The sequence below is a fragment of the Ornithinibacillus contaminans genome, from assembly GCF_001038425.2.
Lineage (GTDB): Bacteria > Bacillota > Bacilli > Bacillales > Amphibacillaceae > Ornithinibacillus > Ornithinibacillus contaminans.
The window spans coordinates 14,135-41,040 of sequence record NZ_LDPV02000011.1 but is presented as its reverse complement, the minus strand read 5'-3'; the positions used below and the strand labels follow the sequence as shown (position 1 = coordinate 41,040).

At 39.9% G+C, this 26,906-nt stretch carries 18 protein-coding genes; 13 read left to right on the top strand and 5 right to left on the bottom strand.

Features of this window, described 5'->3' with window-relative positions; genetic code table 11:
* Positions 1 to 91 precede the first annotated feature (91 nt).
* Together JF53_RS02335 and JF53_RS02330 are read left to right on the top strand one after the other, a co-directional pair.
* Positions 92 to 9,232: a carboxypeptidase regulatory-like domain-containing protein gene (locus JF53_RS02335; protein WP_047981800.1), complete on the top strand. Its 9,141-nt coding sequence runs from the start codon at positions 92 to 94 to the stop codon at positions 9,230 to 9,232.
* A 63-nt stretch (positions 9,233 to 9,295) separates the two neighbouring features.
* Positions 9,296 to 9,694, top strand: coding sequence for a hypothetical protein (locus tag JF53_RS02330; protein ID WP_047981799.1), 399 nt, complete (start codon positions 9,296 to 9,298; stop codon positions 9,692 to 9,694).
* A 54-nt stretch (positions 9,695 to 9,748) separates the two neighbouring features.
* Here the strand turns inward: JF53_RS02330 and JF53_RS02325 are convergent, their stop codons facing one another.
* Positions 9,749 to 10,207, bottom strand: coding sequence for a DUF2512 family protein (locus tag JF53_RS02325; protein ID WP_047981798.1), 459 nt, complete (start codon positions 10,205 to 10,207; stop codon positions 9,749 to 9,751).
* A gap of 123 nt (positions 10,208 to 10,330) precedes the next feature.
* Between JF53_RS02325 and JF53_RS02320 the strand changes: the two genes are divergently transcribed.
* The gene (locus JF53_RS02320; protein WP_047981797.1) at positions 10,331 to 10,591 is read left to right on the top strand and encodes a YciI family protein; all 261 of its coding nucleotides are present in this window, start codon (positions 10,331 to 10,333) and stop codon (positions 10,589 to 10,591) included.
* A gap of 271 nt (positions 10,592 to 10,862) precedes the next feature.
* On the opposite strand, the gene JF53_RS02315 is transcribed toward JF53_RS02320, so the two are convergent.
* A complete protein-coding gene (locus JF53_RS02315) occupies positions 10,863 to 11,324 on the bottom strand; it encodes a CoxG family protein (RefSeq protein WP_047981796.1) in 462 nt (153 codons plus the stop codon).
* 326 nt (positions 11,325 to 11,650) lie between these two features.
* Between JF53_RS02315 and JF53_RS17930 the strand changes: the two genes are divergently transcribed.
* From JF53_RS17930 to JF53_RS02305, 3 genes are all read left to right on the top strand, one after another.
* Positions 11,651 to 11,782: a hypothetical protein gene (locus JF53_RS17930; protein WP_269083292.1), complete on the top strand. Its 132-nt coding sequence runs from the start codon at positions 11,651 to 11,653 to the stop codon at positions 11,780 to 11,782.
* 294 nt (positions 11,783 to 12,076) lie between these two features.
* The gene (asnB, locus tag JF53_RS02310; RefSeq protein ID WP_047981795.1) at positions 12,077 to 13,942 is read left to right on the top strand and encodes an asparagine synthase (glutamine-hydrolyzing); all 1,866 of its coding nucleotides are present in this window, start codon (positions 12,077 to 12,079) and stop codon (positions 13,940 to 13,942) included.
* Between the two features lie 53 nt (positions 13,943 to 13,995).
* Positions 13,996 to 15,036 (top strand): C39 family peptidase, encoded by a 1,041-nt coding sequence (locus JF53_RS02305; RefSeq protein ID WP_047981794.1) that lies wholly within the window; start codon positions 13,996 to 13,998, stop codon positions 15,034 to 15,036.
* Between the two features lie 125 nt (positions 15,037 to 15,161).
* Here JF53_RS02305 and JF53_RS02300 read toward each other — a convergent pair whose 3' ends face one another.
* On the bottom strand, positions 15,162 to 15,476 hold the full coding sequence (locus JF53_RS02300; RefSeq protein ID WP_047981793.1) for a hypothetical protein: 315 nt from the start codon (positions 15,474 to 15,476) through the stop codon (positions 15,162 to 15,164).
* Between the two features lie 217 nt (positions 15,477 to 15,693).
* Here JF53_RS02300 and JF53_RS02295 point away from each other — a divergent pair, with 217 nt between their 5' ends.
* The 3 genes from JF53_RS02295 (at position 15,694) to JF53_RS02285 (ending at position 18,635) form a co-directional block, all read left to right on the top strand.
* Complete coding sequence (locus tag JF53_RS02295) at positions 15,694 to 16,185, top strand: hypothetical protein (protein ID WP_047981792.1); 492 nt, start codon at positions 15,694 to 15,696, stop codon at positions 16,183 to 16,185.
* Positions 16,186 to 16,274: 89 nt separating this feature from the next.
* Entirely contained in the window at positions 16,275 to 17,126 is an 852-nt protein-coding gene (locus JF53_RS02290) for a hypothetical protein (RefSeq protein WP_047981791.1), read from the top strand.
* Positions 17,127 to 17,351: 225 nt separating this feature from the next.
* A complete protein-coding gene (locus tag JF53_RS02285; RefSeq protein ID WP_047981790.1) occupies positions 17,352 to 18,635 on the top strand; it encodes an FAD-binding oxidoreductase in 1,284 nt (427 codons plus the stop codon).
* 37 nt (positions 18,636 to 18,672) lie between these two features.
* Here JF53_RS02285 and JF53_RS02280 read toward each other — a convergent pair whose 3' ends face one another.
* The gene (locus tag JF53_RS02280) at positions 18,673 to 20,703 is read right to left on the bottom strand and encodes an ATP-binding protein (protein WP_047981789.1); all 2,031 of its coding nucleotides are present in this window, start codon (positions 20,701 to 20,703) and stop codon (positions 18,673 to 18,675) included.
* Between the two features lie 183 nt (positions 20,704 to 20,886).
* On the opposite strand from JF53_RS02280, the gene JF53_RS02275 reads away from it, so the two are divergent.
* Positions 20,887 to 21,084 (top strand): alpha/beta-type small acid-soluble spore protein, encoded by a 198-nt coding sequence (locus JF53_RS02275; RefSeq protein WP_047981788.1) that lies wholly within the window; start codon positions 20,887 to 20,889, stop codon positions 21,082 to 21,084.
* Positions 21,085 to 21,421: 337 nt separating this feature from the next.
* Here the strand turns inward: JF53_RS02275 and JF53_RS02270 are convergent, their stop codons facing one another.
* Complete coding sequence (locus JF53_RS02270) at positions 21,422 to 22,426, bottom strand: hypothetical protein (protein ID WP_047981787.1); 1,005 nt, start codon at positions 22,424 to 22,426, stop codon at positions 21,422 to 21,424.
* Between the two features lie 163 nt (positions 22,427 to 22,589).
* On the opposite strand from JF53_RS02270, the gene JF53_RS02265 reads away from it, so the two are divergent.
* From JF53_RS02265 to asnB (JF53_RS02255), 3 genes are all read left to right on the top strand, one after another.
* Positions 22,590 to 23,303 carry a gamma-glutamyl-gamma-aminobutyrate hydrolase family protein gene (locus tag JF53_RS02265; protein WP_047981786.1) on the top strand — a complete coding sequence of 238 codons (714 nt, stop codon included), beginning with the start codon at positions 22,590 to 22,592 and terminating at the stop codon, positions 23,301 to 23,303.
* A 421-nt stretch (positions 23,304 to 23,724) separates the two neighbouring features.
* A complete protein-coding gene (locus JF53_RS02260) occupies positions 23,725 to 24,684 on the top strand; it encodes a dipeptidase (RefSeq protein WP_047981785.1) in 960 nt (319 codons plus the stop codon).
* A gap of 257 nt (positions 24,685 to 24,941) precedes the next feature.
* Positions 24,942 to 26,786 carry an asparagine synthase (glutamine-hydrolyzing) gene (gene asnB, locus JF53_RS02255; RefSeq protein WP_047981821.1) on the top strand — a complete coding sequence of 615 codons (1,845 nt, stop codon included), beginning with the start codon at positions 24,942 to 24,944 and terminating at the stop codon, positions 26,784 to 26,786.
* The last annotated feature ends 120 nt before the right edge of the window (positions 26,787 to 26,906 follow it).

The window sequence follows — 26,906 nt, the reverse complement described above, 5'->3', positions numbered from 1 at the left end:
TGTGATATTGTTAGATTATTTTAATAATGTTAACATAATTTAAATTATTAGTAAGAATCTGATTATTTTATGTGAAGGTGGAGGAGTTGGAATGCGGTTGATGAACAGAAAGTATCGCAGAATATGGGCGATTTTTGCGATTGCCTTAGTTTTATTTTCCTTGTTTACACCTCTGACAGTATATCATGCTGAAGGGACAGAAGCACCAGCACTAAACACGATAGAGGAAGATATGAAGCTAGAAAAGGAGCTGGAAGCTAGTGAGAAGAACACAGAGGAAGATTCGTCTAATAAGCAACTCGAAGTCACTAGTGAGGACGGGCTACCTCGGTTACATGACGGGCTAGAAATAGACAAGCCCTCCTATGACAGCAGCTCAACTAATACTGCTGAACAAACAGACAAAAATGCCATAGACAATCAAGCAAATCAAATTGTAATGGAGGGAAAGGTAGAGCAAAAAATTTACCAATCTCTAAAAGAAGAAGAGAAGGTTAGTGTCATTATTCACATGAAGGATGATACGACGAGTGCGAAGAATGTTTTGGCAGATGCTGAAAAGAAAACCAGTCGTGAGGAACGCTTACAGCATGTGCAAAATCAATTGCAACGTATTGCCGAAACATCACAATCAGCGGTGTTAAGGCAACTGGATAGTTTTTCACAAAAAGGACAAGCAGAAGAGATAAAGCCACTTTGGATTATCAATGGAATTGCTACGCGTGTGACAAAAGAAGCATTAGAAGAATTAGCAAAGCGTGATGATGTTGAAAAAATTTTACTGGAAAAAGTATTTGAGGTCCCAGAAGTTACAGTGAGTGATACAGCACCTCGTTTGCCTGAATGGGGGCTAGAAAAAGTAAATGCTACTGATGTATGGAGCCGTTATGGAATTGATGGCAACGGGGTTGTCGTCGGAATCATGGATACTGGTGTTGACGTAACGCATGAGGCACTCGCAGCTAATTATCGTGGTCGTGATGGCGACCACCAATATTCATGGGCTGACTTTTCCGGAGATGGTTACCAAACACCAGGTGATGGAAATGGGCACGGTACCCATGTTGCCGGGACAGCGGTAGGTGGAGGAGAAGGTGAACCAGTTGGTGTTGCACCTGGAGCAGAATGGATTGCTGCGAAAATCTTTAATGATAGCGGGTTTGCGACAGAATCAGGAATCCATCAGGCATTCCAATGGTTTATGGCACCAGGTGGAGATCCTGCAAAAGCACCACAGGTCGTTAATAACTCTTGGGGAAATCCCAATACAACAGACACCACCTTCCAAGCGGATGTTCAAGCATGGGTTGCAGCGGGTATTTTTCCACTGTTTGCTGCAGGGAATGATGGTCCAGCATCAGGCTCAATTGGTGCGCCAGGAAGCTTCCCAGAATCGTTTGCTGTTGGGGCGACAGATAGTAATGACCAAATTGCATATTTCTCTAGTAGAGGACCTGTCTATTGGGAAAATGAACGGATAATTAAGCCTGATGTATCTGCTCCAGGTTACGATATTTACTCGGCATGGCCAGGGAATGGCTATCACACAATTAGTGGGACGTCGATGGCAACACCTCATGTTGCTGGCGTAATTGCCTTGATACTAGAGGCAAATCCAGAATTGACCATTGACGAGGTAAAAGAATTACTGAAAAATACGGCACGAACAGAGCTTCACATGGGAGATTTACCGAATGATTTGTATGGAAATGGGATTGTAAATGCTTATGCTGCTGTTACGACAGCGGGATTTGCAGGTCAGGTAAATGGGACAGTTACGGATGAAAATGGCTCCCCAATTTCTGCGACAATTTTAATTCCAGAAGAGGATTTGAAAATAGTTGTTCCTGCAGATGGGACATTCCAATTCAACTTACGTGAGGGTACTCATACGATAACGGTTGAATCCTTTGGCTATGGAACTGAGGAATTTACAGTGACGGTTGAAAAGGACCAAGTGCTTGATGTTGCTTGGCAGCTGCCGAAGTCTGATCAGTATAACATTCAGGGAGTAGTAGAAACAACTGAAGGTGAGCCGGCTGTGTTTGCCTATGTCCGTGTGCAGAATACGCCAATTGGATTTGTCCGGACTGATGAAAATGGAGAATTTACGATTACAGGTGTACCAGAAGGGAACTATCAGCTTTCAGTAACTGGAAAAGGGATCACGAGCCAGACGGAATTGGTAGCTGTTACAGCGGATGTAAGTCTAGATATGACCGTAGCCAAAAATAACCCAACTTCAGATGAATTATGGAAGACGGGAAACAATAATAATGCTAGAAACCCGTTATCGAACGAGGACATTGCAATTGATTACCTGGAGCCTTCGTGGGATATCCGAGTTGGCGGGAACGTGGTCTTTTCTTCACCAGTTGTCAATGAAGACACGGTGATAATTGTAACGGAATCAGGCAATGTGCGGGCATATGATATCGAGACAAGTGAGGAAAAATGGAGTTTTCGAACAGGTGGAATGAACCGAAGCACACCTACGATTACCGATGACTATGTGTATGTTGCTGGTGGACAAGATCAAAAGCTGTATGCGTTAGACATTACAAGTGGGGTAGTGCATTGGAGTATTAACACGGAAAACTTCCCTGTCTATGAATCTCCAATCTATGAAGACGGGACACTCTATGTAACGTCAAGCTTCGAAGAATTGACTAAAGTGTCCGCCTTAAATGCAGAAGATGGTCGTGAACTATGGTCGACAACAATTCCGTCTAGTAGTTATTCAGGTGGGGCATTAGCAGGTGAACAGTTAATCATCGGTAGTGTTGAAGATGGTAAACTGCAGGCGTTGTCCAAGCAGGATGGTACCTTGAATTGGACATTCCAAGTAAGTGGGGGAGGTTTTGCCTCGTTCCCAGTGGTTGTGGAAAATACGGTTTATGCGTTCAGTACGGATTTTGATAGTAATGGAACGTTATGGGCGGTGAACGTAGAAACGGGTGAGGAATTATGGCATGTTGATGGAATTGGTGATACCCAAGCAGCATCACCTGTTATTTATGAGGACACTGTTATGGTTAGTTCCGCGTCTGTACCGTCCTTAAAAGCATTTGACCGAAACAGTGGGGAATTGCTTTGGGATAATAAAAATGTTAATACGACGGTGAATAATGGAGTAGTTACTAGCAACGGAATTTACTTTGTCGTTGATGGTACGTTTTCCCTTAAGGCTGTCGATGTCAACAGTGGGGAACTTTTAGATCAATGGAGCCTAAGTGGATCCAGTTCGTCTACGCCAGCAATTTCAAATGGACAAATTATTGTTGCAACACAAAATGGACTAGAACGATTCTTAGCCCCAGGAATTCTGGCTGGTACAATTCAGGATGGTGCAGGAAATCCTGTGGTAGGAACAGTGAGAATTGTTGGAACGGAGTTGAAAACCGACACGAATAGCAATGGGGAATTTGAAATGTCCTTGCTCCCTGGTAGCTATGATGTCCGAATTAGTAGCAATGGCTTGGAGCAGGTAGAATCGCAATTTGTCATTCAATCAGGCTACCGATTCAATCATACGTATCAGTTGAATCCTGTTGAACAGGGACAGCTCACAGGAACAGTTGTTGATAGTCGGAGTGGTAAAGCTGTAGCTGGGGTTCAGGTGACCGTTCAAGATACGTCTTTAGAGGCGACAACAGATGAGGAAGGAGTGTTCGAGTTTCCATCGATTTATGCAGGTAATTATGATGTGTTATTTGATGGAAGTGGGTACGTTAAGGAAAGTCAACCAGTTACAATCAGTGCTGGTGAACAGTTTGCGTTATCGGTTGAGCTTAATCCAATCGATGTTGCCGTTTTAAATGACTATAATGCTACCATTGTCAATCTATTAAATGGAAATGGTATACCAGCAGAAGAGCGTACTTGGGAGGATATCCAAGGGGAAATTGAGAATTACAGCCTGCTATATCTAAATGGTGCTTACACATCTGGTGGCTGGACTCCTAGTAAAGCGGAATTAGATGCTTTATTGGCAGAAGCATTAGTCGCTGATGTCAGTGTTATTTTTACCGATGTTTGGGGACCAAGTTATGGCTCTATTAGTGATTTAGTTACCCATTATCAGGACCCAGTTTCCTTAGAGAGCGACTTTAATGATGCATCTATTTCGTTAAAAGTTAGTCAGGATCACCCAATCTTTGATGACTATAGTCAGGGAGACGAAATTCCCATCATGAATAGTGGAAAAGGAAGCTGGTTTAATGGATTCTCAGGTAGGAACTTAGCTACTGTCATTAGCGGTAGATTAGGAAATGTAGGTGCAGGGGTTGCGTATAAAGCAGTTTCTGAAAATAGTGCACACTTGTTGTTAGCAAATAATTCAACTGCTTCCTGGAATCTTCCTACCCAACACTGGTTACAGCCACAGCATAATGTACTCGTAAATTCGGTGCAGTTTTTATTAGACGATGCAGCTTTTGGAAAATTAACCGGGCAAGTCACCGATCAACAAGGAAATCCTGTACAGGCACGTGTTCAAGTAATCGAAACAGGCGTCCAAGTGAAAGCAGATGATCACGGTCAATTCGAGCTGTTCCATGATGAAGGAACTTATGAATTAGAGGTTCGTCTAACAGGCTATGAAACAGAAATCGTCGAGGTTACCTTTGAAAACGGTCAACCAATCACAGAAGCGATTCAGTTAACTTCTTCAACTGATGGCAAACTATCAGGTATCGTTACGGATGCTATGTCTACGAATTCAGTCGCAAATGTTCAAGTCCTGTTGAAGAACGAATCAGAGGAACTTGTGGCAGAGACAACGACAGGGACGAATGGCTATTATGAATTCGATGCGCTTCCGGCAGCCATTTATACGATCGAGTTTAATCACGATGAATATGTACTTAGTCAAAATGTGTTGGAGTTAAATGGACCGCCGGTAGAATATAATCAGGCATTAACACCAGAGCCAGAGCTAGCTATTCTTGGAGACAAGACTTATGGCTATACACTTGATATGCTATTTGCAGAAGCGAATATTGATACAACGAATTATACGTCCATTGCGACGTTGACTGAAGAAATTGATGCTTATGATGTCGTGTTTTTCAATAATGCTAGTGGTGTGACGGAGGCGAGTCTGAAAAATCTAGAACAAGCTGCAGACGAGCAAGGTGTAAGTATTATCTATGGGGATTCCTATTTTTCCGGCGGGGGGATTTATGCGTTGACAAACGCTAGAAAGGATCCTGCCACACGGGAAACTGTTAATGTTCGAACAAGCGCTGCGCAATATGTTGTCCGTGAAGAAAATCCATTGTTTGGGGAGCTTGCAGCTGGAGAAACAATAGATTTACTTGTTCCGGATGGTAGTCGTGTTTCCTCGTTTAATGATTATTCTGGCTATGTCCTAGCAGATATAAAACATGCGGGCAATGAAACGGTTCATGGGGCTGGTGTTGGGTTTAAACCACGTACTGGTGACAGCATGGAGTTACTACTAAGTGGCCATAGTGCAGAGCTTGCTCATGATGGTGAAGATTATACAGATAGCGGAAAGCAGCTTTTTATTGATTCTGTAATATGGGCGGCATATGAAGATTTTAATGTGTTCCGTGGTAGCATTACGAATGAAAATGGAGAAGCGATTGAGGCTGACGTTACATTAGAGATGGATGGGGTTGAAATGACAGCAGAAACAAGCCCAGAGAATCCTGAATTTAACATTGCTGCTTTAGATGGTGATGCAACGATCACATTAGCTGCCTATGGCTATGTGACACAAACCTTTACTATTACCATTAGTGATGCACTGGAGCCAATGAATTTGGAGATGGCATTACAGGAGGATGTTGGTGTATTAAAGGGTCAAATTACCAACCAGGCACAATTTTCCGCTATCCCAGAAGCGTATGTAAAAGTAGTTGGCTATCCACGTGAAGCATATACGGATGAATTAGGCTACTATCAAATTGACGATTTGGAGCCAGGTACCTATGACGTAGAGATATCGAAGGACGGATTTTTAGAAGAAAAGTTAACGATTGAAATCGGTCCAGGTGAAACCAAAACATATAATACCGCATTACGACCTTCCCCGACAGTTGGTATAGTCGTGGATGCCCAGTCGGCTTCTTACGGAACTGTAGCAGCGTATTTGAAGGAAAAGGGCTATAATACAGTATCTATGTTCTATGATGATGTGGAGATGTTGGACGAAGTTGATTTAGTGTTTGCAAATTCGGATTATAACAATGATTTGATACCAGATGAAGAGACGTTTAAAGCATTTGTAAAAGCACTTGATGAAACGGAAACATCAGTCATCTGGACGGGCCAACATGGTGGTAAAGGTAGTATCCGCTACTTATATGACTATTTCGGTGATCCGGGAGTTGAGTATCGTGGTAGTGGCAGTGGCATACAGACAGCAACTATTGTACAGGACCATCCTATTTTTGAAGGAGTGCCAGAAACGTTCCAATTTAATGGGAACAGCGGATATTACTACGGCTTTGATGACTATACTGGTACGATGCTCATGGATTATGAGAAGGAAGGCGTAGAGGAAGAAGGCTATATGGTGGGCTTTAAAGGGCGTACTATTAATAGCGTAGAAATATTACTTGGTGGCATGACATTTGGTTATGGTTACTATCCTGGCCAACCAGCATTTGATGAAAATCGTGAAAAAATCATTAGCAATGCTGTTCTTTGGGCGATTGACCATGAAGGTAGCTATGCTGGTGAGATTAGAGGACAGGTAATGAATGATTTGGATGCTGTGATTCAAGCGGAGATTACGGTGGAGGAAACTGGTCAAACAGTAGAAACTGATAATAATGGTAATTTCTTTGTTGGTCTTGCAGAAGGATCCTATACGTTAATGATAGCGGGATTTGGTCATGAAACGAAACAATTTAACGTCCAAGTAGAAAACGGAAAAATCCTAGAGCAGAGCTTTGTGCTACAGTCAGATGCAGTTGGGGAGCTCTCAGGAATCGTGCGTTCAAGCGCAACTGGTGATGTCATTGCTGGAGCGGTAGTGGAAGTGCTAGGTACACCGTTAAAAACAGAAACGAATGAGAACGGCACATTCCAATTAGTCGTACCAGAGGGTGTGTATGATGTACGCGTAACAGCTAGCGGGTTTCAGCCACAAACGAGTTCGGTTACCCTGATAGAAGGGCAAACATCATCGTTAACCATGACGCTAGCAGATTCACAGGCGATTGCGGTCATCGCAACTAGTGCGAATCATGGAAGATTGACTCCGTTCTTAGAGGAAAATGGGTATGAGGTTGTGGAATTTGATCGTAATGAACACGGGCTAGTTAAGGATAGAATAGAAGATTTTGCGCTAGTTATTTTCAACGATGCGGCTACAAGTATGACAGAGGCAGATTTTCTAGCTTTAATTAATGCTGCTGATGAGGCGCAGGTTAGCATGATTTTTCCAAATCAATATGGCACTGGCTCAATCAATCATTTACGAGACTATTTAGATGACCCAGGGTCTACGAATACTGATTTTGTTACAGATTCAGTTGAATATGAAGTGTTGGAAGAGCACCCGATATTTAGGGGATATAATGTAGGCGATCAAATTACAATATTGGAGAGAAAGGATAGTACACAACAATATGGTGTGTTTGATGATTATAGTGGCACAACCATTGCTGATTTACGACATGTTGATGAAGGACGCTTAGGCAGCGGAATTGCATATGATTTCCGATCCAGTGGACATGTCCATCTATTGCTTAGTGGTTTGGCATCAAGTATCTACGGGTCTCCGGGAGAACGGTGGACGGACGATGCAAGAAATATTTATATCAATGCAGTAGATTGGGCAATCCATGCGTCCCTTGGAGAAATTTCGGGTGTTGTCCAAACAGAGGACGGAGAACCAATTGAAGGTGCAACTGTCCGAATACCGGATGAGAATATTTCGGTCCGTACTAATGATCAGGGACGCTTTACGATCGGGGTTGGTACGGGAGAGCATACAGTTTCCATTACTGCGATTGGCTATGAACCAGTACAGGAAACAGTTGTGGTGGAAAATATTGGAGATGCAGTAGAACTAAACGTCACCCTCCAAGCATCAGAGCGTATGACGATTTATGGGCAAGTGACAACACCAAACGGTGAAGGATTATCCGATGTGACGATTACTGCCACAAATCAAGACGAAGCACTGGAAATGACAGCTACATCTGATTCGGACGGAAACTATCAATTAACAGAGCTTTTAGCTGGTGAGTATGTTTTAACATTTGAAAAAGATGGCTATCTGACAATGACTGAAGCAGTGACGATTGAAAATGGGCAAAACGTGGAGTTAAATGCTTCCATTAGTTCCTATAATATTGCTGTACTCGGTGATTTCAAGGGAGAAATATCGAATGTACTACAGGAAAAAAATCTAGCAGCAGAGCAGGTTAATTGGAATGTGCTGGATAATGTTAATTTGTACGATGTAATCATTGTGAACGCTAGTGATGCAGAACCAGCCGATGTCGAGGCGTTAGTTGCTGCCAGTGATCAATATCAGACGAGCTTAGTATTCCTTGATACGTGGGGAACGACTGGGTCTATTCCATTACTGGAAGGGGCGTTAGGATATCCAGCATTACATGAACAGGGATACGATGAGGGCGAGGTGTTTATCCAAACAGATATGACTGATCACCCGATATTTGAAGGGTTTGAATCTGGTCCAATTCCAATTTTGGCTGCGAAAAGTCCTTATGCGACCTTTACCGATTATCGTGGTATGACACTTGGCAATTTAGCAGTAGATGAAGCGGATAAAGGGTCATCCATTGCCTACACATTCCGTAGCAATGAGCATATGCATTTACTATTATCGGCCTTTGCGGTTAATAATATGGTTGGTCCAACAAGAGGATGGACAGAAGAAGGAAAACAACTATTTGCCCAAGCGGTGGAATGGGCAAAAGATGCAACAGGCCAATTACCATCAGCACCAGTTTGGAAGAAAGAATCTGATGAGCAACGAGACGGTGCACCAATCGTTATAGGTGGAACAGCTGATCCAAGTACGACCATCCGCATTTATGATGGAGACACACTAGTAATTGAAACAAAAACAAATCCAGGTGGCGTCTTTAATGAAAAGCTATACTTACCACAAGGTGAATACCAACTGGTAGCAGAAGCAGTAAATGAAGATGGCTTCACCCAAAGCGAAACAGAAATGACCATTAATATAAGACCAAGAAATAACATTATGACCAAAGAGTAAGCTTGTAGAGGTGCCTGTCACCACCCGAATTTTGTCGAATGGGTGTGTGGTTGGCACCTCTTTATGTATATCATTTCTATTTTAGGAAATTACTTTACTGAGGTTATTCTATTTAGTGTGGTGATGATGTTGAGGTTGTTATATTTTCGAATTGGGATATTGTTGCTTGTATGGATGGCTTTAACGGGATTTGATTATCGTGTGGCTAACCTTGAGATGATGGAGAGAATCCCGACTTCATTAGAAGAGCATAATTGGCAGAAATCCAGTGTTGATTATAATGTCATCGAGGTAGGGACACATGACTATACATACTGGAAAAATTTTATGAAGCGAACACGAACCTGCCATATTTCACACCGAATCAAAACGGTGGTGTACTATTGTGATATTCATAACCATACGAAATCGGAGACGTCATTAGAAGAGATTATTCATAGTGAGCGCCATCGATTGGAGTAATGTAAAAATGCTACGAAAAGGAGTGAGCCAATTCGTAGCGTTTTTATTTGCCTATTATTTTCTTGGGTCTCTATTTGCGGGCTTATTCTTCGTCCTATCCAGTGTTGAGGTCTCTTCGCCAAACTCGGTTTGAAACCGACGATTTGCTGTTCTACTGGTGTGTCTCTTTTCAGTTTTAGATTTTTCGATTAAGTAAGTGTGCAAAAATGGTTCGGTAAGTGCGAGGAAAAAGGCTGCGAACAATGCTGCAAGGACAATGGGCATGTCGGTTTGAATTAAAATACTACCAAGGGCAGCTAATGATATAAAAGCAAGTCCGAAATCTGCAATTGTCGCTATCGTATTGCCAAATCGCGGTAAGAGAATGCGGTCACCAATGAAATATGCAAGTAGTGTGGAAAGTATACTAATCCAAAATAGATTCAATAAGGAAGCATCATAAAAAATACCGAAGATAGAAAATACAACAATAATATTGATAATTAATTTGATACCTAGTGCCTTATAATTCATCTAGAATTACTCCTTTCAAATACGAATATGTACGTTCTTACTTATTAGTATTTGGCAATTCTGTTAGAATTATGATAGCAATACAGTTTAAGAAAAAATCGTAAAAGCAAAGGGGAGCCGCATATGAAATATTTTGCAGTGTTTTTACCAATGAAGGATCAAGAAAAAAGTACACGATATCGAGCGGAGCACTTAGCCTATCTAGAGGAAAAACAACAGGAAGGGCATATCTTTGCAAAGGGCAGATTTACTGACGGTGCAGGTGGATTAGTTATCTACAAAGCAGTGAGCTTAGCGGAGGCTGAAGCGATGGCAGTAAAGGATCCATATATTGAAACTGGTGCAAGAGGGTATGAAATTCATGAATGGGAAATGAAGCAGTAGGAAGTACGTTTCTCAGGTTAATAGGTAACAAAAACAACTAGATAAAAACGAAGAGGGACAAATGTAAATGAGAAGATAAAAAGTCGAACAATACACGATACTCTCGGATCACGTATCGTGCACCAACGTTCGTATTTTATCTTACCAACACTTTTGTCCCTTTTCGTTTTGGTGGTCATGGATATCCTCACGTAAATAGAGCGAGATTAGATTACGTCATGATGACCCAAAAGCCACTATCTTTCAAAAAAATAATAACGAATCATAATTGCTATCCTCTTGCCATCACTCGCTGATTTTCAACTAGCTGGGTTGCAACTGCTTCGGTTAATTTTTGGGTTGTTTTCGGGATCAATGTTTTTAATACGGGATTTATCACCGGACCCATAATACCTTTTGCAGTAACATTAAGGTTTCCAGTCATCTTTGTCTCCAAATCAGTAATGCTTTTCGCTTCGAAATATCCATTACCAGTGACGTTCTCACTAATACCAGTTAATGTGAATCGAACTTTTGTTGGTTTTATCCATTCGGTAATATCAATTCGCATACTAATTGTTTTCTGGAGCTTACCGATATCGCCTTTAAATTTCCAGGTCGACTGTCTCTCGTTAAGAATCTTATGTTCGATATAGCCAGGAACTAAAGGTGCCCACTTATTCATATCACTTACAAAATCCCAAATCATCTCAATTGGCAAATTTAATTCCGTTGAAAAAGTGCTACCAGGCATTTAACACCCTCCTTTAAGTCATGTTACCAAGTATATTAAGGAGGAAGTATTTTATTCAAGAAATCTTTGTGAAATTTAGGTAACATAGACATTTCCATGAGGTTCCAATCACTCTTGTCGAAATTTGTTGAACGAAAGAAGTAAATTTATTTTCATAAGAAAATTTCGCTTGAAAATCAAATAATTAATGAAAGTATCTCGGAATATGATTTTTTTATAGCATTTATACTGTCGAAATAAGTCAAAAAACATAAAAATAGAAATTAGTCTAAAATACCCATTTGTGATACATATAAAGGCAAGGGATAGAAGGGAGTGAATCATGAATGAATAAAAGTGAATTTCAAGAGTTGAAAAGGAGGGTGGAGCAACATGAGAAGACGATTGTACAGTTATTGGAAATCATTGCTGCAACCAATCGTCGTTTGGCAGAAATGTCATATAGACCACCTGCATGATAAACATCCCCTCTTTATATTCCTTCTCTATTCCTCATGTCTCCACGCTTGGCCCCTTCACGTACCCAAGGAAGTAGTTCACCCCCGGACTACTTTCTTTTTTTCGTATTAACGGTGAACCTGAATCTACTCCCTGAAAAAATAAAGCTGGAGGCTGTCATAATTAGGCTTGTGATTGTGTCACTAACTTGATAAAATTAGTAGGTATGAAATGAAAGAGAACATGTTTACACTACTAGATAGATAAGTTAGTAGGATACCGGATATTATTTCAAACTAAGAGGAGATCATGCTATGTGCGGTATAGTTGGATTCGCGACTAATACAATCGATATAGATAAATCAAATGTAATACAAGAAATGATGAATACGATAGGACACCGTGGTCCTGATAGTGACGGCTTTTTTGTGGATGGAAATGTTACGTTAGGGTTTAGAAGACTACAAATCATTGACTTAACAACAGATGCTAGTCAGCCAATGTTTAATGAAGATGATTCCGTTTCGTTGATTTTTAATGGGGAAATTTATAATTATCAGGCATTAATGGATGAATTAAAGGAAAAAGGTCATGTGTTTAAGAGTCAAAGTGACACAGAAGTTATCATTCATGGCTATGAAGAGTATGGTGTGGATATTTTACAAAAATTACGTGGAATGTTCGCTTTTGCCTTATGGGATAAAAAAGCAGAAACATTAGTTATTGCGCGTGATTTCTTTGGGATTAAACCACTTTATTATACACAAAATACAACAGATAACTCGTTATTATTTGGATCAGAAATTAAATCGTTTATGAAATTCCCAGGTTTCCAAAAAGAATTAAATAAACAAGCATTGAAGCCATACTTGACATTCCAATATTCTGCGCTTGATGAAACGTTCTTTAAGGGTGTATACAAGCTTCGTCCTGGGCATTATATGCTTTATAAAAATGGAGAAATGGAAATTAACCAATATTGGGATGTTCCGTTTGAAACCGAAGAAAATTCCCTTGAATTTTATGTGGAACAGATTAAAGAGACGATGAAGGAATCGGTTAATTACCACCGAATTAGTGATGTGAAAGTTGGATCTTTCCTATCTGGTGGGGTAGATTCCAGCTATATCACTGCATTACTGAAGCCTGACAAAACCTTCTCGGTTGGATTCAAAGACTATGAAGGCATATTCAATGAAACTAATATTGCTGCTGACCTTTCGAAACAGCTAGGCATTGAGAACCATAAGAAAATAATTAGTGCAGATGAGTTTTTTGATGTGATTCCTACCGTGCAGTACCATATGGATGAACCACAATCAAACCTATCCTCTGTACCGTTGTATTTCTTAGCAGAGCTTGCTAGTAAGCATGCGACTGTATTACTTTCTGGTGAGGGTGCAGATGAAATCTTTGGCGGTTATGCTTGGTATGAAACGTCAAAAGAAATGCGTGCATATGAGAAAATCCCGTTCTTCTTACGCCGTATGGTATACCATGCTGCGAAGGTTCTTCCTGAAAATCGCATTACTACCTTCTTCGTAAAAGGGGGACAAAGGGTTGAGGAAAAATTCATCGGACAGGCTAAAATTTTCGATGAGAAGGATGCTTTGTCTGTTTTGAAAGATGACTATAAAAATGCACCAACACCTGTTGAGATTGTTCGTGAATCCTATCAACGTGTTGCGGGTAAAGATAATGTGACGAAAATGCAATATGTAGATATGAAGCATTGGCTACCAGGTGATATATTACTAAAAGCAGATAAAATGAGTTCAGCCCATTCCATTGAGCTTCGTGTTCCATTTTTGGATAAAGAAGTGATGGAAATGGCAGGAAAAATTCCAGCGCATTTAAAAGTAAATGATATCGATACGAAATATGTACTTCGTAAGGCTGCGAATGAAGTATTACCAGACGAATGGGCAAAGCGTCCAAAAGTTGGTTTCCCAGTACCATTCCGTGATTGGTTGAAGCAAGCGAAATACTATAGTCGTGTACGAGAAATGTTTGAATCAACTATCGCAGAAGAGTTTTTTGAAGTTGATGAGTTGCTTAAGTACCTTGATGAGCACTATCATGGCCAAGCAAATCGTGCTCGATATATTTGGACAGTTTATGTATTTTTAGTGTGGTACAAGCGTTTCTTTGTGGATATGGAAACGGAAATATCATCATAATCGGAAGCGGGAAAATGCAAGTTATTACAGGAATCCGGTAGGGAGATCTCTCAATGAAATTGATTTTGCGAAATTCATTCCTATTATTTCTCTTGTTTGTTAGTGTTCTTGTAATAGCTACGCAAGGTGGGAAGCTATACGCTTCGGTGAAAGGGTTCTTTGGGAATAACACTGGAGTCCTTACGATTTTTAGTGTCGATGCTGAAAATGGTTATCCAATCAAATCTGCAACCTATCAGTTGATAGATCCTGTAACAAATGAAGTCATACAAGAACTTTCAACCTCCGATAAAGGGATTGCGCAATCAAATGAATTCCCAGTAGGTACTCACTTACAAGTAGTTCAGACGAATGTGATAAGTCCTTATCAATTGAATACTGAACCAGAATTAATAGAACTTGCTCAAGAAAAGGAAACACTTAAAATTTCGAACGAGCTACGTGCAGACATTCTAGCTTTTGAGCGGACAGCTAATCGTGAAATCGTCCCTACCGAGATGAATTTACCAGTAGAAAAGCTCTTGCAAAAGCCCGAGCTACCTAATGGATGTGAAGTTACTGCCCTTACTGCTGTATTGAATTTTTATGGCTATGAAGTGGAGAAGACAACACTTTCCGATCAGTATTTACCAAAAGTAGCCTTTGAGGTTATGGATGGTAAATTATATGGTGCAGATCCGTTTAAGGCATATGCAGGCGATCCTAGAAGTGCCTATCAAGGCTTCTTTAGTTACACACCACCAATAATGGAAACGGTCAAACGCTATTTTACCAAAGCGAATGGTACTCATCAGCCAGTGGATGTTAGTGGTAGTAGTGAGGAAGAATTATTGGCACTTATTAAACAAGGCATACCGGTGATTATGTGGATGACAGTCGATTTAACAGAGCCGCTTCAAAATTATTCTTGGTATATTACGGGTACCGAGAAGCGTATAGATGTGTTGAGAAATTCACATACTGTTGTACTAACGGGTTTTAGTGAACAGGACGTATATGTGATGGATCCATTAAAAGGTAATGTAGCGTATCCAAAGGATCGTTTCTTTGATATTTATGAAAAAGTGGGTAGTCATGCGATGATTATCCAGTAAAAATAAAACAGCTCCAATTAGCGTAGTGCTAGTTAGGGGCTGTTTTTTATATGGTTAATTTTACTTGTCATTTTGAGCAAAGAAAAAAGACTCAATTATGTCATGAGTCTTAGTTGTCTAAACGATTAACCAGCAACTACTCCGTTAGAAGCGTTATCAGGTTTTGCTGCATTGATCATTAGGAAGATTGCAGATAGGATATGCATTACCATTCCAACTCCTGGGATCCAACCAACACATGATGTGATGATTCCGAGGATACTTCCTGTTGAAGCTCCGCCATCCTTCTTCGTAAGTACTAAAGTAATGATGTGAAGAACTAGCATGATTAATAGTGGAGTCCAAGCAAGACCAACTATGATAACTGCGCCTAAAACTGGAATACCTAATAATGCTTCAAGAGCACCAGTTACCCATTTCAAAATTCTTGATACTGACATTTGTTTCACCTCCATAGAACATATGTATGAAAAAATATAATTGCTTTAAAAGCATAGCACAACTTTTTACCTATGTCGACAAGATTTTGACATATTTCGAGTTTTTTCTACAATCTCACCTAGCTTACAATTGACTTTTCCCAATGTACTACTTATATTTAATTATTTTGCTGAATAGTTATAGTAGTAGTCCAAGTAATAGGAAGAGGGAAACGCGATGATACGAAATCATAACAGGAAGCTGTTTATTAGTCTTTTCCTAGTTTTTTTTGTATTATGTATGCTATTTATTTTGGTCTTTGTTTTCATTATAAATTCTCCGTCTAATCAAGCAGAGAAGGCGGTAAAAAAGTTTTATACGTATGAACGAAATGGGGAATTCGCTGAGTCATGGGAGATGTTCCACCCACTAATGAAGGAACGGTTTGAAAAAGCGGAGTACCTGCAGGATCGAGCGCATGTGTTCTTCAACCATTTTGGTGTGAATACATTTACCTTTTCGATTGAAGATACAGAACGAATTCGAAATTGGCAATTAGAAGAGGATGCTGAACCAATTGATAAGGTGTATCGCGTAACTGTGTATCAGTATTTTCAAGGGACATACGGGAATTTTACAATCGTCCAAAAAGTCTACGCAACCAGTCTAGACGGGGAATGGACGGTACTTTGGGATTATAAAAAAACGAAAACAGCGTCGGAAACTTAGGTATTCTTCACCTTTTAAATGAAAGGACTTTCTCTTATCATGATTAAATAACCTGTCTACATGCGCTTAAGTTGAAAAGGAGGAGAATGATGAGTCAAAAAATTGCTGTATTGATTCTTCATGGTGCTGGTACTCCTGAAGAGGATTTTGCAGATAAACTAATCAGTCTTATCCGAAAAGGGTTCAGAAAGAAACTTTCCAATAAACAAATTGATTCAGAGTTAGTATTTGAGCCAGTTTATTGGAACGCTATCTTTGCCCCAGAACAGGTAACGTTATGGGATCAGCTGCGAGAAAGTCACAAGTTAGATTTTGGTAGATTAAGACGGTTTGTGCTTGAGTTTTTAGCAGATGCGGTAGCTTATCAACCTACAAGAATAAAAGATCAAAATTATGATCGAATCCATGCCCTGGTCGCGAAGTCTATTCAGCGACTCCGGGAAAAAGCGGGTCAGCATGCCCCCTTATGTGTGATTAGCCATAGTCTAGGGACGATTATTGCTAGTAATTATTTTTATGATTTACAAAACAACAAGAAGAATATAGGACCAGAAACAAGCTGGTGTACAAGTAATAATCCGATGGAACAATGCCAAACATTGACTCTTTTTTATACCATGGGTAGTCCGATGGCAATGTGGTCATTACGCTATATTGATTTCGGCTCCCCGATCTCGGTTCCTGCACCACAAGTGAAGGAATATTATCCTAAGCTACGGGGGGAATGGTTAAATTTTTATGATAAGGATGATATTCTTGCTTTTCCGTTAAAGGGTATTAATGATGCCTATGCAAAAGCAGTAACAAAGGATGTAGAAGTTAATGCCGGTGGATTATTAACTAGCTGGAACCCTTTGTCCCATTTGAAATATGATACAGATAGAGAAGTAATTCAACCAATTGTAGATGGATTAGTACGGACATGGAAGGCGATTAATTAGGTAGATGTAAAGTATGGTTTTACGATAAGAAGGATTAAGTTGGGGGCTGTAGTAATTACGGCCCTTTTGTGCTCCATAAAATATATACCTCCGTATACATTACACCTATCTGGTTATATGTTAAGCTTACTCTAATTTCAGGTGATAAGAAGTATAGTCATTTGATACATGGGTAATGGGCTGGGCGTACTCACCTTGTAAAAAAATGATAATGGGGGGATTTCAATGGGGCAAAATGTAAAGCTTATTAAGGTCCAAAAGATAGAAGTTGATCATCCTTTCAACAGTGGAACTCATAAGGAAATGGACGGATATAGGAATTCGTATTCTACTGTTATGTTTACCTGTAAAACAGAGACAGAAGTAATCGAAGTGATAAAAAAAGTTTCCCAACCTGGTCAAAGGCTTATCATACCAGATGGAAGTTTTGATGAAAATATAGTCTCCGATAATAATGAACTGGCAATTATTGATTTATCCAGCATGAATGCCGTACACATAGACGAGGTTAGTAAAATAGCAACAATTGAAGCGGGCGTGACAGCTGCCCAGCTTAATCGTGAGACGATGGCATATGGACTAGTAACGCCACTAGCGCCAATTTCCAAGATGAAAATTGCGTATATGGTCACCAGTGGTGGATTTGGATTTTTAAGAGGGCTCTACGGTTTAACTAGTGATAATGTAGTAGGACTAAATGTAGTAACGGCAACTGGTGAGCTGTTGTACGTAAATCGTTTCGAACATCCAGATTTGTTTTGGGCAATTAGAGGTTCAAGGAAGTCCTTTGGAGTCGTGACAAAGCTTGAACTTAAACTATACCCGTTAAAGACGAACATCCTAGCGATTGATGTGCTATATGACGTAAAAGATTTTCAACAGATTATCCAAAGGGCTGAGGAATATCGGAACAATGCTGTAGATGAAATAACATTCCATTTCGTTCTTACGAATATGAGGCAAACGAATAAAAATAATTCTGCTAGTAAGTCTATTCGATTAATTGGTGTATTTGCTGGTGAACTAAATAAAAAGGTAGAAGAAGAATTAATTCAACCATTGCTAGAACTCGCAACGCCTATTGCGGACAATACGGAGGTAATTCCTTACGAGGAAATAGAGAGTAAATACGCACAACTTTTTGATGGCACCAACGCTATGAGAAAGTATTTTTTTATGACGGAATTGCAAGGCGAAACATTACAGATGGTGAAAGACTACGTAGAACAAGCATTGATTCCGGTAACGATTCATTTACTAGCGTTACATGGTCAATTAAAGCGAACGTCTCGGTTGGATTCCGCCTTTAAATTCCGTGATGCCAATTATTTAGTTATTGTGGAGCTAAATCATAACCAATCACCCGAGAAAGCGCAGGAATGGCTTGCAGCAGTATCAGAAATAGTAGAGGCCGATGTGATTACGCAGAAAAATAGTAGTGAGGACTTTACTCTGAATAAAGTATTGGAAATGAAAATAAAATATGATCCAGCTAATCAATTTGATTAGCTGGTGGTTTATGTGACGGAAAGGTAGGCTGCGGACGTTATATAATTTCCATCATTCGTTTCATGAACTGGATACGATTTTTGACGTTAGCTTTTTGATAGATACGACTTAGTGCCTTCTTAACCGTGATTTCTGCCAAATATAGTTCATTAGCAATTTCGATGGTCGGTTTTTCCTCTAATACTAATCTCACAATATCTTGTTCTCGGTCAGTTAATGAAAATTTCTCAGCTAGCAATTTCAGTTCATCCTGCTGTGAAATTTGATTGAGGAATTGCTTCAAGTAAGAAATAAGGTGCGGACCACTTAGATCCAGCAAAAAGGTAGGTGTGGCTATCTCCTCGTCGTAATCATAATGCTGGGCACCTGGTACTTCCTGAAAACCGAATTTAACCAATAAGTCCCGAAACAGTGGTAACGGTGTCGAGGTTAGTATCTTTCCTCCATGGAATAGTAATGGAAATAGGCTATACAATAAATACGAACGAACATAACTATCTGATGCGTCCTTATATTCGAGATAACGGATATAATGACCAGCTGTTTGATTTGGTGGAACACGATAGTATGTCTTCTCTGCTTCCGTTAAATTTGTAAAATAAGATCGGGAAATGGGCTCTTTTTCGAGGTGTGACAAGGTACCTTCGTGAATCGGAACAATGATAGATAACCCGAGACTTTCACCGCTTTCATCCTTCAATAAACTAGCTCCGGTATAGTTAATTTCTTTAATATATTCAGGACCAATTAATTCAAGCTCTCGCTTATTGTGAGCTAATGATGCATTAAAGTGAAAAGTGGTATTAGTTGTCCGATTGTAAAAATCAGCCGAGCTTTTTGATACATGTTTTTTTACATAGTCAAAGAAATCCTCTGCTTCATGAAAATTGTAAGGTCCAATAGGCTCTAAGTACAAGGAACTGTCCTTTACCGATTCCTGAAAAAAAATAGATTGAATTAATTCATCTCCTATGTGATAAAAAAAGGAGGCAATATCCTCTTTTCTGGAATGTTTAATAATTCGATGGTAGTAGAATTCAATTATTTTTTTAGTAAAATAATCATATCGATCTGGATTCCGTTGCTTTAGCTCGAATTGGATGGCATCTCGAATAAGCTCGTGAATACTCCATCCACGCCGTGTCGCTTTAATAAACGATAATGATGTAAGCTCACGGAATTCTTGATTCGTAATTTCTTTATGGAGGATTTCGGATAAGCAATTTTGATCGAATTCATTAAAAAGTGCAGCGACTTCAATTAGACTAAAGAGCTGCTGATGCTTTACTTCACTTAGCCATCTTTTGGTTAGTTCTGTTAAGATCCCGGATGTGTTACCTGTGAGTACGGTATTATTTTTATTCAAAATATCACTCATCATGGCCAGGGATAAGGTAAGTGGATGGCCTTTTGTAAATTGCCAAATTATGTTTATATCCCTTTCCTTGGTTATCCCATTATTGAGTAAATAATTCACAGTTAATTCGAAGTCAAAAGGTTTAAGTTCCATAACTCTTGTAAGCTTGCGCCAGGCAGGGGATTCCTGCCATTCACCTGTTAGCTGCTTCCGACCAGCTATCATGATGGAGCAATGTGTACTTAACTTCCGTACAAACGTGTTCCGAAACCATCTATCTAAATCCTCCATTTGCTCGTATGTATCTATGGCAATAATGATTTTAGTTGATTGCTTATTTATCAATTGTAGGCAGGTTTTCATGGATACAGACGACGTATCTTGTTCTGTATGAGGGAGTATGGACAACAGATACGAATGTAAGTATTCAATAAAACCTTGCGCTGTATGAGTAAAATCGTGGCTGTCTAACAGGATAAATGGAATATTATACTGGGCAGCGATTCTAGCAAATTCTTGTAACAGATAGGTTTTCCCAATCCCACCATTACCGTAAAGGTGTAGAATTTTTTGTTCAGGATTTGTTGTTTTAATGTATTCATGAAAGTACTTCAATTCATCGTTTCTACCAATAAAATACGATTCTTCTACCTCTTGGATAACCTCATGTATAGCTTTATCCTTCCTTGAAGTGCCTTCAGAAACGTTCAACGATGTACCCCCTTTTTAAAATTAAATAGAAAGAAAAGTCTCGCAATTAAAAATATAAAGTAGGGAATAAGAACTGTCAAGACATATGTGAACCGTTGTGCCCGTATAATAATATAGTAGGAATCGTAACCTAATCGGAGAACAGAGTAATCTGTTCGATATACCCACTAGGAGGGATCAGTGATGGCTAGAAACAATAATCAATTATTGGTGCCAGGTGCAAGAAATGCAATTGACCAAATGAAGGAAGAAATTGCAAATGAACTTGGTGTACAGCCCGGAGCAGACACGACTGCACGAGAAAACGGATCCGTGGGTGGCGAAATGGTCAAACGAATGATTAAAATCGCCGAACAGAGTATGCAAAACGGCAACAAATAGCATGCATGCTCGGAAAAGGGGCTCTTTTGGGGAGCCCCTTTTTGCTTGGGATAAAAGAGGATATGCGCTATTGGACATTACTTGTTATATAGGTGATGGTTTTGTCTAATAGCGTTGTTCTAATGGTCAAAAGGATAATGTAGGTGAATGGAAATGTCTAATAGAACGGTGTTAATGGACAAAAGCTAACTTATTATGAGTTGGAATGTCTATTAGAGTCACTGTAATGGACGTAAATATCTAAGTAAGTCCAATAACTGTTGATTATCTCCAATCACCTTGAAGCAAATTCTAAATCCTAGCGGAAAGAATGTATTTATGTAGCGGAGTTTTCCTATTAAAAATATTTACGAGCAAGCTCGGCTACCATTTCGGGGGATTTGTACGTTAGCCCTTCATCATGCATGACTTGAAAATAATTGAAATCACTCGTATTTAATTCGCCAAAATTTAAACGGGGGATTAATCGAACATGAATAGAGGTCTCCTCTAAAATATGAACGGCCAAATTAAAGGCGCGTAAACCTTGTTCGATCAGTGCTTTAAATATGGCTTGTAGACCAACAGCAACGTTAGTCCAATCTTCTGTCGTGATATCTGTTATGGAATTTTTACCACGAAAAATTGCGATAAAATCATTATGACCCTTCGGTGAAAAAGTAGTTAACCATGCAATCTGACCGTGCTCCCCAATCCACCGTTTCCCAAGCTGCCTTTCTTTTTCGTATAAAAAATCTAAATAGTCTACCCCATGATTGCTGGTGAAGGAACGTGATTTACGAATGAATAAACTTTGGTAGTTCGTTGCCGATTCCGAAATAATCACTTGCAGATGTGGATGTAGCTGACTGCCACCTGAATAGGGGAGGTAATTCCAGTTAATTGATGGATAAATACGATTTACTTCAAGCTTCCTCACTTTTTTGATAAAGGTTTGACAAGCGAGAAACGCATCACGCAGCAATTCAACAGTGAAATTTTCTAATTCGATAATATGGTCTTTCGAAAAAATAGCAATTCCATTGTACTTACTATAAGGATATAAATTAGGAAATACGGTGGCATCCCCATGATTAATTTGACCGTCAGGCGTGATTGTTTTTGAAAATGTCGGCGTTTTAGAAGTAAGATTCGGTAGACAAAAAGGACAATTCGTTGCCGATGTCTGTTTTGCGTTATTGCTATATTGTGGTGGTGTGATGTTTATACCAGGATCATACACGACCCGAGATGATTCGCCAGTGAGCGGGTCATAGCGAATTTCCGTCTTACGCGTTATCTTATTGCCATTAGGGTCATAAAAACTAGATAGTTCGATATGTGTTTGAAAAAGGGAATCCATAACATATTTCCTCCATAAATACCTTTTGTTTTCCATTATGCTCAAAAAACAGTAAGAAATATCGATTTGATTTTTGTATTTGGTAAGATGGTACTAGATCAAGAATTCAACAGCCTTTGCATAAAGTAGGTAGTAACGGAATTTAAGTTGAGGAGGAATGGATTTGAAACCAGTAATTGGTATTGTTACATCTACAGAGACAGATCAGGATGTGTATGCTGTTGCTACGGATAATGTGAATGCCATTTTGAAAGCGGGTGGTCTTCCAGTGTTACTCCCGTATTTTCAACAAGAGGAAGATCTACAAGAAATTGCTGTGAAAATTGACGGGTTCTATGCGACTGGGGGATATGATATTGATCCAACACTATTTGGGGAAGAACCACATCCGAAATTAGGGACCATTATTCCAGCCAGAGATGAATTTGAAATAGCCCTAATGAAGAGATTGCTAGAAATGGATAAACCAATTCTTGGCGTGTGTCGTGGTTGTCAAACATTGAATATCGCAACCGGTGGCGATATGTATCAGGATATTTATTCCCAAATAGATGCGGCATTATTGCAACACCGTCAAAATGCACCAAAGGAACATGGCTCACATTATGTGAATGTTACGAAAGACTCCCTATTGCACCGGTTAACTGGAAAAGCTAGACTGAGAGTTAATAGTAGACATCATCAAGCAAATCGAAACGTGGTTTCGCCTATGCAAATTAGTGGGCTTGCGAATGATGATGTGATAGAGGCGATTGAAAGCACAGCACACCGGTTTGTCCTTGGCGTACAATGGCATCCAGAAAGCATGCTAGTAGCTGATGATGAGGCTTCTTTTGGAATTTATAACGGGTTTATTGCTGCATGTGTTGGGGATTAGTATTAACGGTGACATCTTATTTTAGCGGAGTATCGCTCGAACTGGCGAAGTATCGCTCGAACTGGCGAAGTATCGCTCGAACTAGCGAAGTATCGCTCGAACTGGAGAGGTATCGCCCAAACCAGCAAAACATCGCCCGAACTGGAGAGGTATCGCTCGAACTAGCGAAACATCGCCCGAACTAGAGAGGTATCGCTCGAACTAGCGAAACATCGCCCGATCTAGAGAGGTATCGCCCAAACCAGCAAAACATCGCCCGAACTGGAGAGGTATCGCTCGAACTAGCAGAATATCGCCTGAACTAGCAAAATATCGCCCAAACCAGCAAAACATCGCCCGAACCAACATAAACATCGCTCAAATTACCAAACAACTCCATGAACTACAACACTATATTTCACTAAGGAAGGGACTAGTAAAATTGAAAATCATTGATACGCATTGTGATGCATTGTTCCGAATCCAGCAGTCAAAAAGAAGAATGATTTCGAAGGAGCCCCTTCGATTCAATACATCACCAGAGCTGAATACTAATTTAGCCTATTTGAAAAAGGGAGAAGTAACGGTACAGTTTTTTGCTATTTTTATAATGCCTGATATCCCATCTGACGAGAAGTGGCAGCATGCATTGGAACAAATTGATATTTTCTATACAGAAATTCTTGGTGAAGATCCGGAGATGAAACATATCAAATCATGGTCTGATATCGATCAGTTACAAGACGGGGAAATCGGTGCCGTGCTGACATTAGAAGGAGCGGATGCATTTGGCAATGATTTGACGAAGCTACGCTTGCTATACCAGCTTGGTGTACTTTCCATAGGCTTAACGTGGAATAATGCTAATCTATGTGCAGATGGAATTGGTGAGCCTAGAGGTGGTGGGTTAACGACGCTAGGTAGAGAGGTTGTCACATTAAATAATGAACGTGGCGTTTTGACCGATGTGTCACATTTGTCCCTTCAAGCGTTTTGGGATGTAATGGAGCTTGCTGCCTACCCGATTGCAAGTCATTCGAATGCGTATAAGCTTTGTGCAAATCCTAGAAATTTACGTGATGACCAAATTAAAGCGATGTTTGAACGAGATGCGATGATTCATGTGGTGTTCTGGCCACCGTTCATCAATCATAAACGGAATGATGCGAGCCTCGATGATTTGCTTCGGCATATTGACTATTTATGTTCGCTTGGTGGAGTTCAGAATATCGGATTTGGTTCAGACTTTGATGGGATATCATCCTTTATTACTGGATTGGAGGATTCCTCGAAATATCAAAACCTAATTAATGTATTGTTGAAGCATTTTACCGAGGACGAGGTGAAGGGATTTGCATTTCAAAACTTTCTCAACCATCGCCCGAAAACAAGCTTAAAATAGTCTAGCTATTATTTTGTATAACAGAAACTGCTTTCGCTAAATGAACTGAAAGCAGTTTCGTTTTTTTGTAGTAAAGGATAAATTCTCTTTTTCCCATGCATAAACAAGTTTTTCCATCATATAATGTTATGTTGCTAGGAATGTTTAGGCTCTCGTTTGCATAGTATGGTTTGAAGAGTATTTTCCCTAAAGTATAGTTTAGGAAAAATACCGGTGTGAAAATAATCACCATTCTACGAGGAGAGGATTATGCAGCTATGTGTGGAATTACCGGTATTGTAAACTGGAAAAATTACGTTAGAGAAGAGCGAGAAACATTAGAAAAAATGACAGAAACATTGTCATTAAGAGGACCAGACGATACAAATGTATGGTTGGATACGTTTGTTGGATTTGGACATAAGCGGTTGGCTGTCGTAGATTTAGAGGGTGGAAGACAGCCCATGCAAAAGAAATCAAATGGGAATACTTACACAATCGTCTATAATGGCGAGTTGTATAATACAGAGGATCTACGGCAGGAATTGCTGCACAGAGGCTATACCTTCCAAACGACCTCCGATACCGAGGTACTGCTTACTTCGTATATCGAATGGAAAGAGGACTGTGTAGATCATTTAAATGGCATATACGCTTTTGGGGTATGGGATGATGCAGAACAGAAATTGTTTATGTCACGCGATAGGTTAGGAGTAAAGCCATTATTTTATTTAGAGAATCAGGAGCATTTTATTTTTGGCTCGGAGTTGAAAGCAATACTAGCACATGACGCTGTAAAAGCTGTGGTTGGATATGATGGTTTAGCAGAAATATTTGGGCTCGGACCATCTAGAACTCCTGGTCATGGGATATTCAAAAATGTTAAAGAACTCCGTTCAGGGCATTCACTCACATTTTCTAAGGACGGCTTAAAGGTTTGGCGATATTGGAATGTTGAGAGTAAGGAGCATCAGGATTCCGTTGAAGATACTATCGCACGAGTGCGGGAATTGTTTGTTGATGCAGTGGAACGTCAATTAGTGGCAGATGTGCCTGTCTCTACTTTTCTATCAGGTGGTGTTGATTCGAGTGCGATTACCGCAATTGCATCTGAATACTTTAAAAAACAAGGCAAAGCCCCACTTGCTACGTTTTCCATTGATTATGAGGGAAATGACAAGTACTTTGTGGTGAGTAAGTTTCAGCCTACAAGTGATCAGCCATTTATTGAAAAAATGGTGCAGGCGTTTTCGACAAATCACCATGATGAAATCATTTCAGGAGGAGAGCTTGCTTATTTCTTGAAGGAAGCGGTAGTGTTACGGGATCAACCTGGTATGGCAGATATCGATTCCTCACTGTTATGGTTATGCCGAAAAATAAAAGAGCATACGACTGTTAGCCTATCTGGGGAATGTGCAGATGAAATTTTTGGGGGCTATCCGTGGTTTCATGATCCTGACTCAGCTGCAGATGGATTTCCTTGGGTGCGATCGCTAGATTCTAGAATTGATTTGTTGCATCCGAAGTGGCAGGAAAAGCTAGACTTAAAGACGTACGTTTATGACCGCTATCAAGAGACGATTGCGGAAACTCCTCGACTAGAAGGAGAAGGGAAACAGGATGCCAGAAGAAGAGAATTATTTTACTTGAATATGCATTGGTTTATGCAGCAGTTGCTTGATCGGAAGGACCGCATGAGTATGGGGGCAAGTCTAGAGGTGAGGGTTCCGTTTGCTGATCATCATCTAGTTGAATACGTATGGAATATTCCGTGGGAAATAAAGATGTATAACAACCGTGAAAAGGGGATTCTTCGAAAGGCATTAGAAGGAATTTTACCTGACGAAATTCTATACCGAAAGAAAAGCCCGTATCCTAAGACGTTCCAGCCGGAGTATACAAAACAGGTGATTGCTTGGATGGACGATATTCTGTCCGATTCCCAGGCACCGCTATTTGAGTTTTTAAGTCGGGATAAGGTAGAGGCAATTGTTCGTAGTGAAGGCAATGAATTCAAGGATCCTTGGTTTGGGCAGCTCATGAAAGGTCCACAATTGATCGCCCACCTTTGCCAAATTGATCATTGGCTCCGCACATATCAAGTGGATATTGTTGAGTAATTAATAGCAAAATTTAGATGAGGGTTCCTTCCTACGAGGGGCCCTTATTTTTGTTTGTTAGAACGTTACATAACCAGTTAAAGTACAATTTTACATAAAAATATCTGCTTTTTTCTGCCT

What these genes read in the sequence shown, in the direction of transcription:
- JF53_RS02335 (WP_047981800.1), top strand. Translation starts at nt 92, where the DNA reads ATGCGGTTGATGAACAGAAAGTATCGCAGAATATGGGCGATTTTTGCG.
- JF53_RS02330 (WP_047981799.1), top strand. Translation starts at nt 9,296, where the DNA reads ATGTATATCATTTCTATTTTAGGAAATTACTTTACTGAGGTTATTCTA.
- JF53_RS02325 (WP_047981798.1), bottom strand. Translation starts at nt 10,207, where the DNA reads ATGAATTATAAGGCACTAGGTATCAAATTAATTATCAATATTATTGTT.
- JF53_RS02320 (WP_047981797.1), top strand. Translation starts at nt 10,331, where the DNA reads ATGAAATATTTTGCAGTGTTTTTACCAATGAAGGATCAAGAAAAAAGT.
- JF53_RS02315 (WP_047981796.1), bottom strand. Translation starts at nt 11,324, where the DNA reads ATGCCTGGTAGCACTTTTTCAACGGAATTAAATTTGCCAATTGAGATG.
- JF53_RS17930 (WP_269083292.1), top strand. Translation starts at nt 11,651, where the DNA reads ATGAATAAAAGTGAATTTCAAGAGTTGAAAAGGAGGGTGGAGCAACAT.
- asnB (WP_047981795.1), top strand. Translation starts at nt 12,077, where the DNA reads ATGTGCGGTATAGTTGGATTCGCGACTAATACAATCGATATAGATAAA.
- JF53_RS02305 (WP_047981794.1), top strand. Translation starts at nt 13,996, where the DNA reads ATGAAATTGATTTTGCGAAATTCATTCCTATTATTTCTCTTGTTTGTT.
- JF53_RS02300 (WP_047981793.1), bottom strand. Translation starts at nt 15,476, where the DNA reads ATGTCAGTATCAAGAATTTTGAAATGGGTAACTGGTGCTCTTGAAGCA.
- JF53_RS02295 (WP_047981792.1), top strand. Translation starts at nt 15,694, where the DNA reads ATGATACGAAATCATAACAGGAAGCTGTTTATTAGTCTTTTCCTAGTT.
- JF53_RS02290 (WP_047981791.1), top strand. Translation starts at nt 16,275, where the DNA reads ATGAGTCAAAAAATTGCTGTATTGATTCTTCATGGTGCTGGTACTCCT.
- JF53_RS02285 (WP_047981790.1), top strand. Translation starts at nt 17,352, where the DNA reads ATGGGGCAAAATGTAAAGCTTATTAAGGTCCAAAAGATAGAAGTTGAT.
- JF53_RS02275 (WP_047981788.1), top strand. Translation starts at nt 20,887, where the DNA reads ATGGCTAGAAACAATAATCAATTATTGGTGCCAGGTGCAAGAAATGCA.
- JF53_RS02270 (WP_047981787.1), bottom strand. Translation starts at nt 22,426, where the DNA reads ATGGATTCCCTTTTTCAAACACATATCGAACTATCTAGTTTTTATGAC.
- asnB (WP_047981821.1), top strand. Translation starts at nt 24,942, where the DNA reads ATGTGTGGAATTACCGGTATTGTAAACTGGAAAAATTACGTTAGAGAA.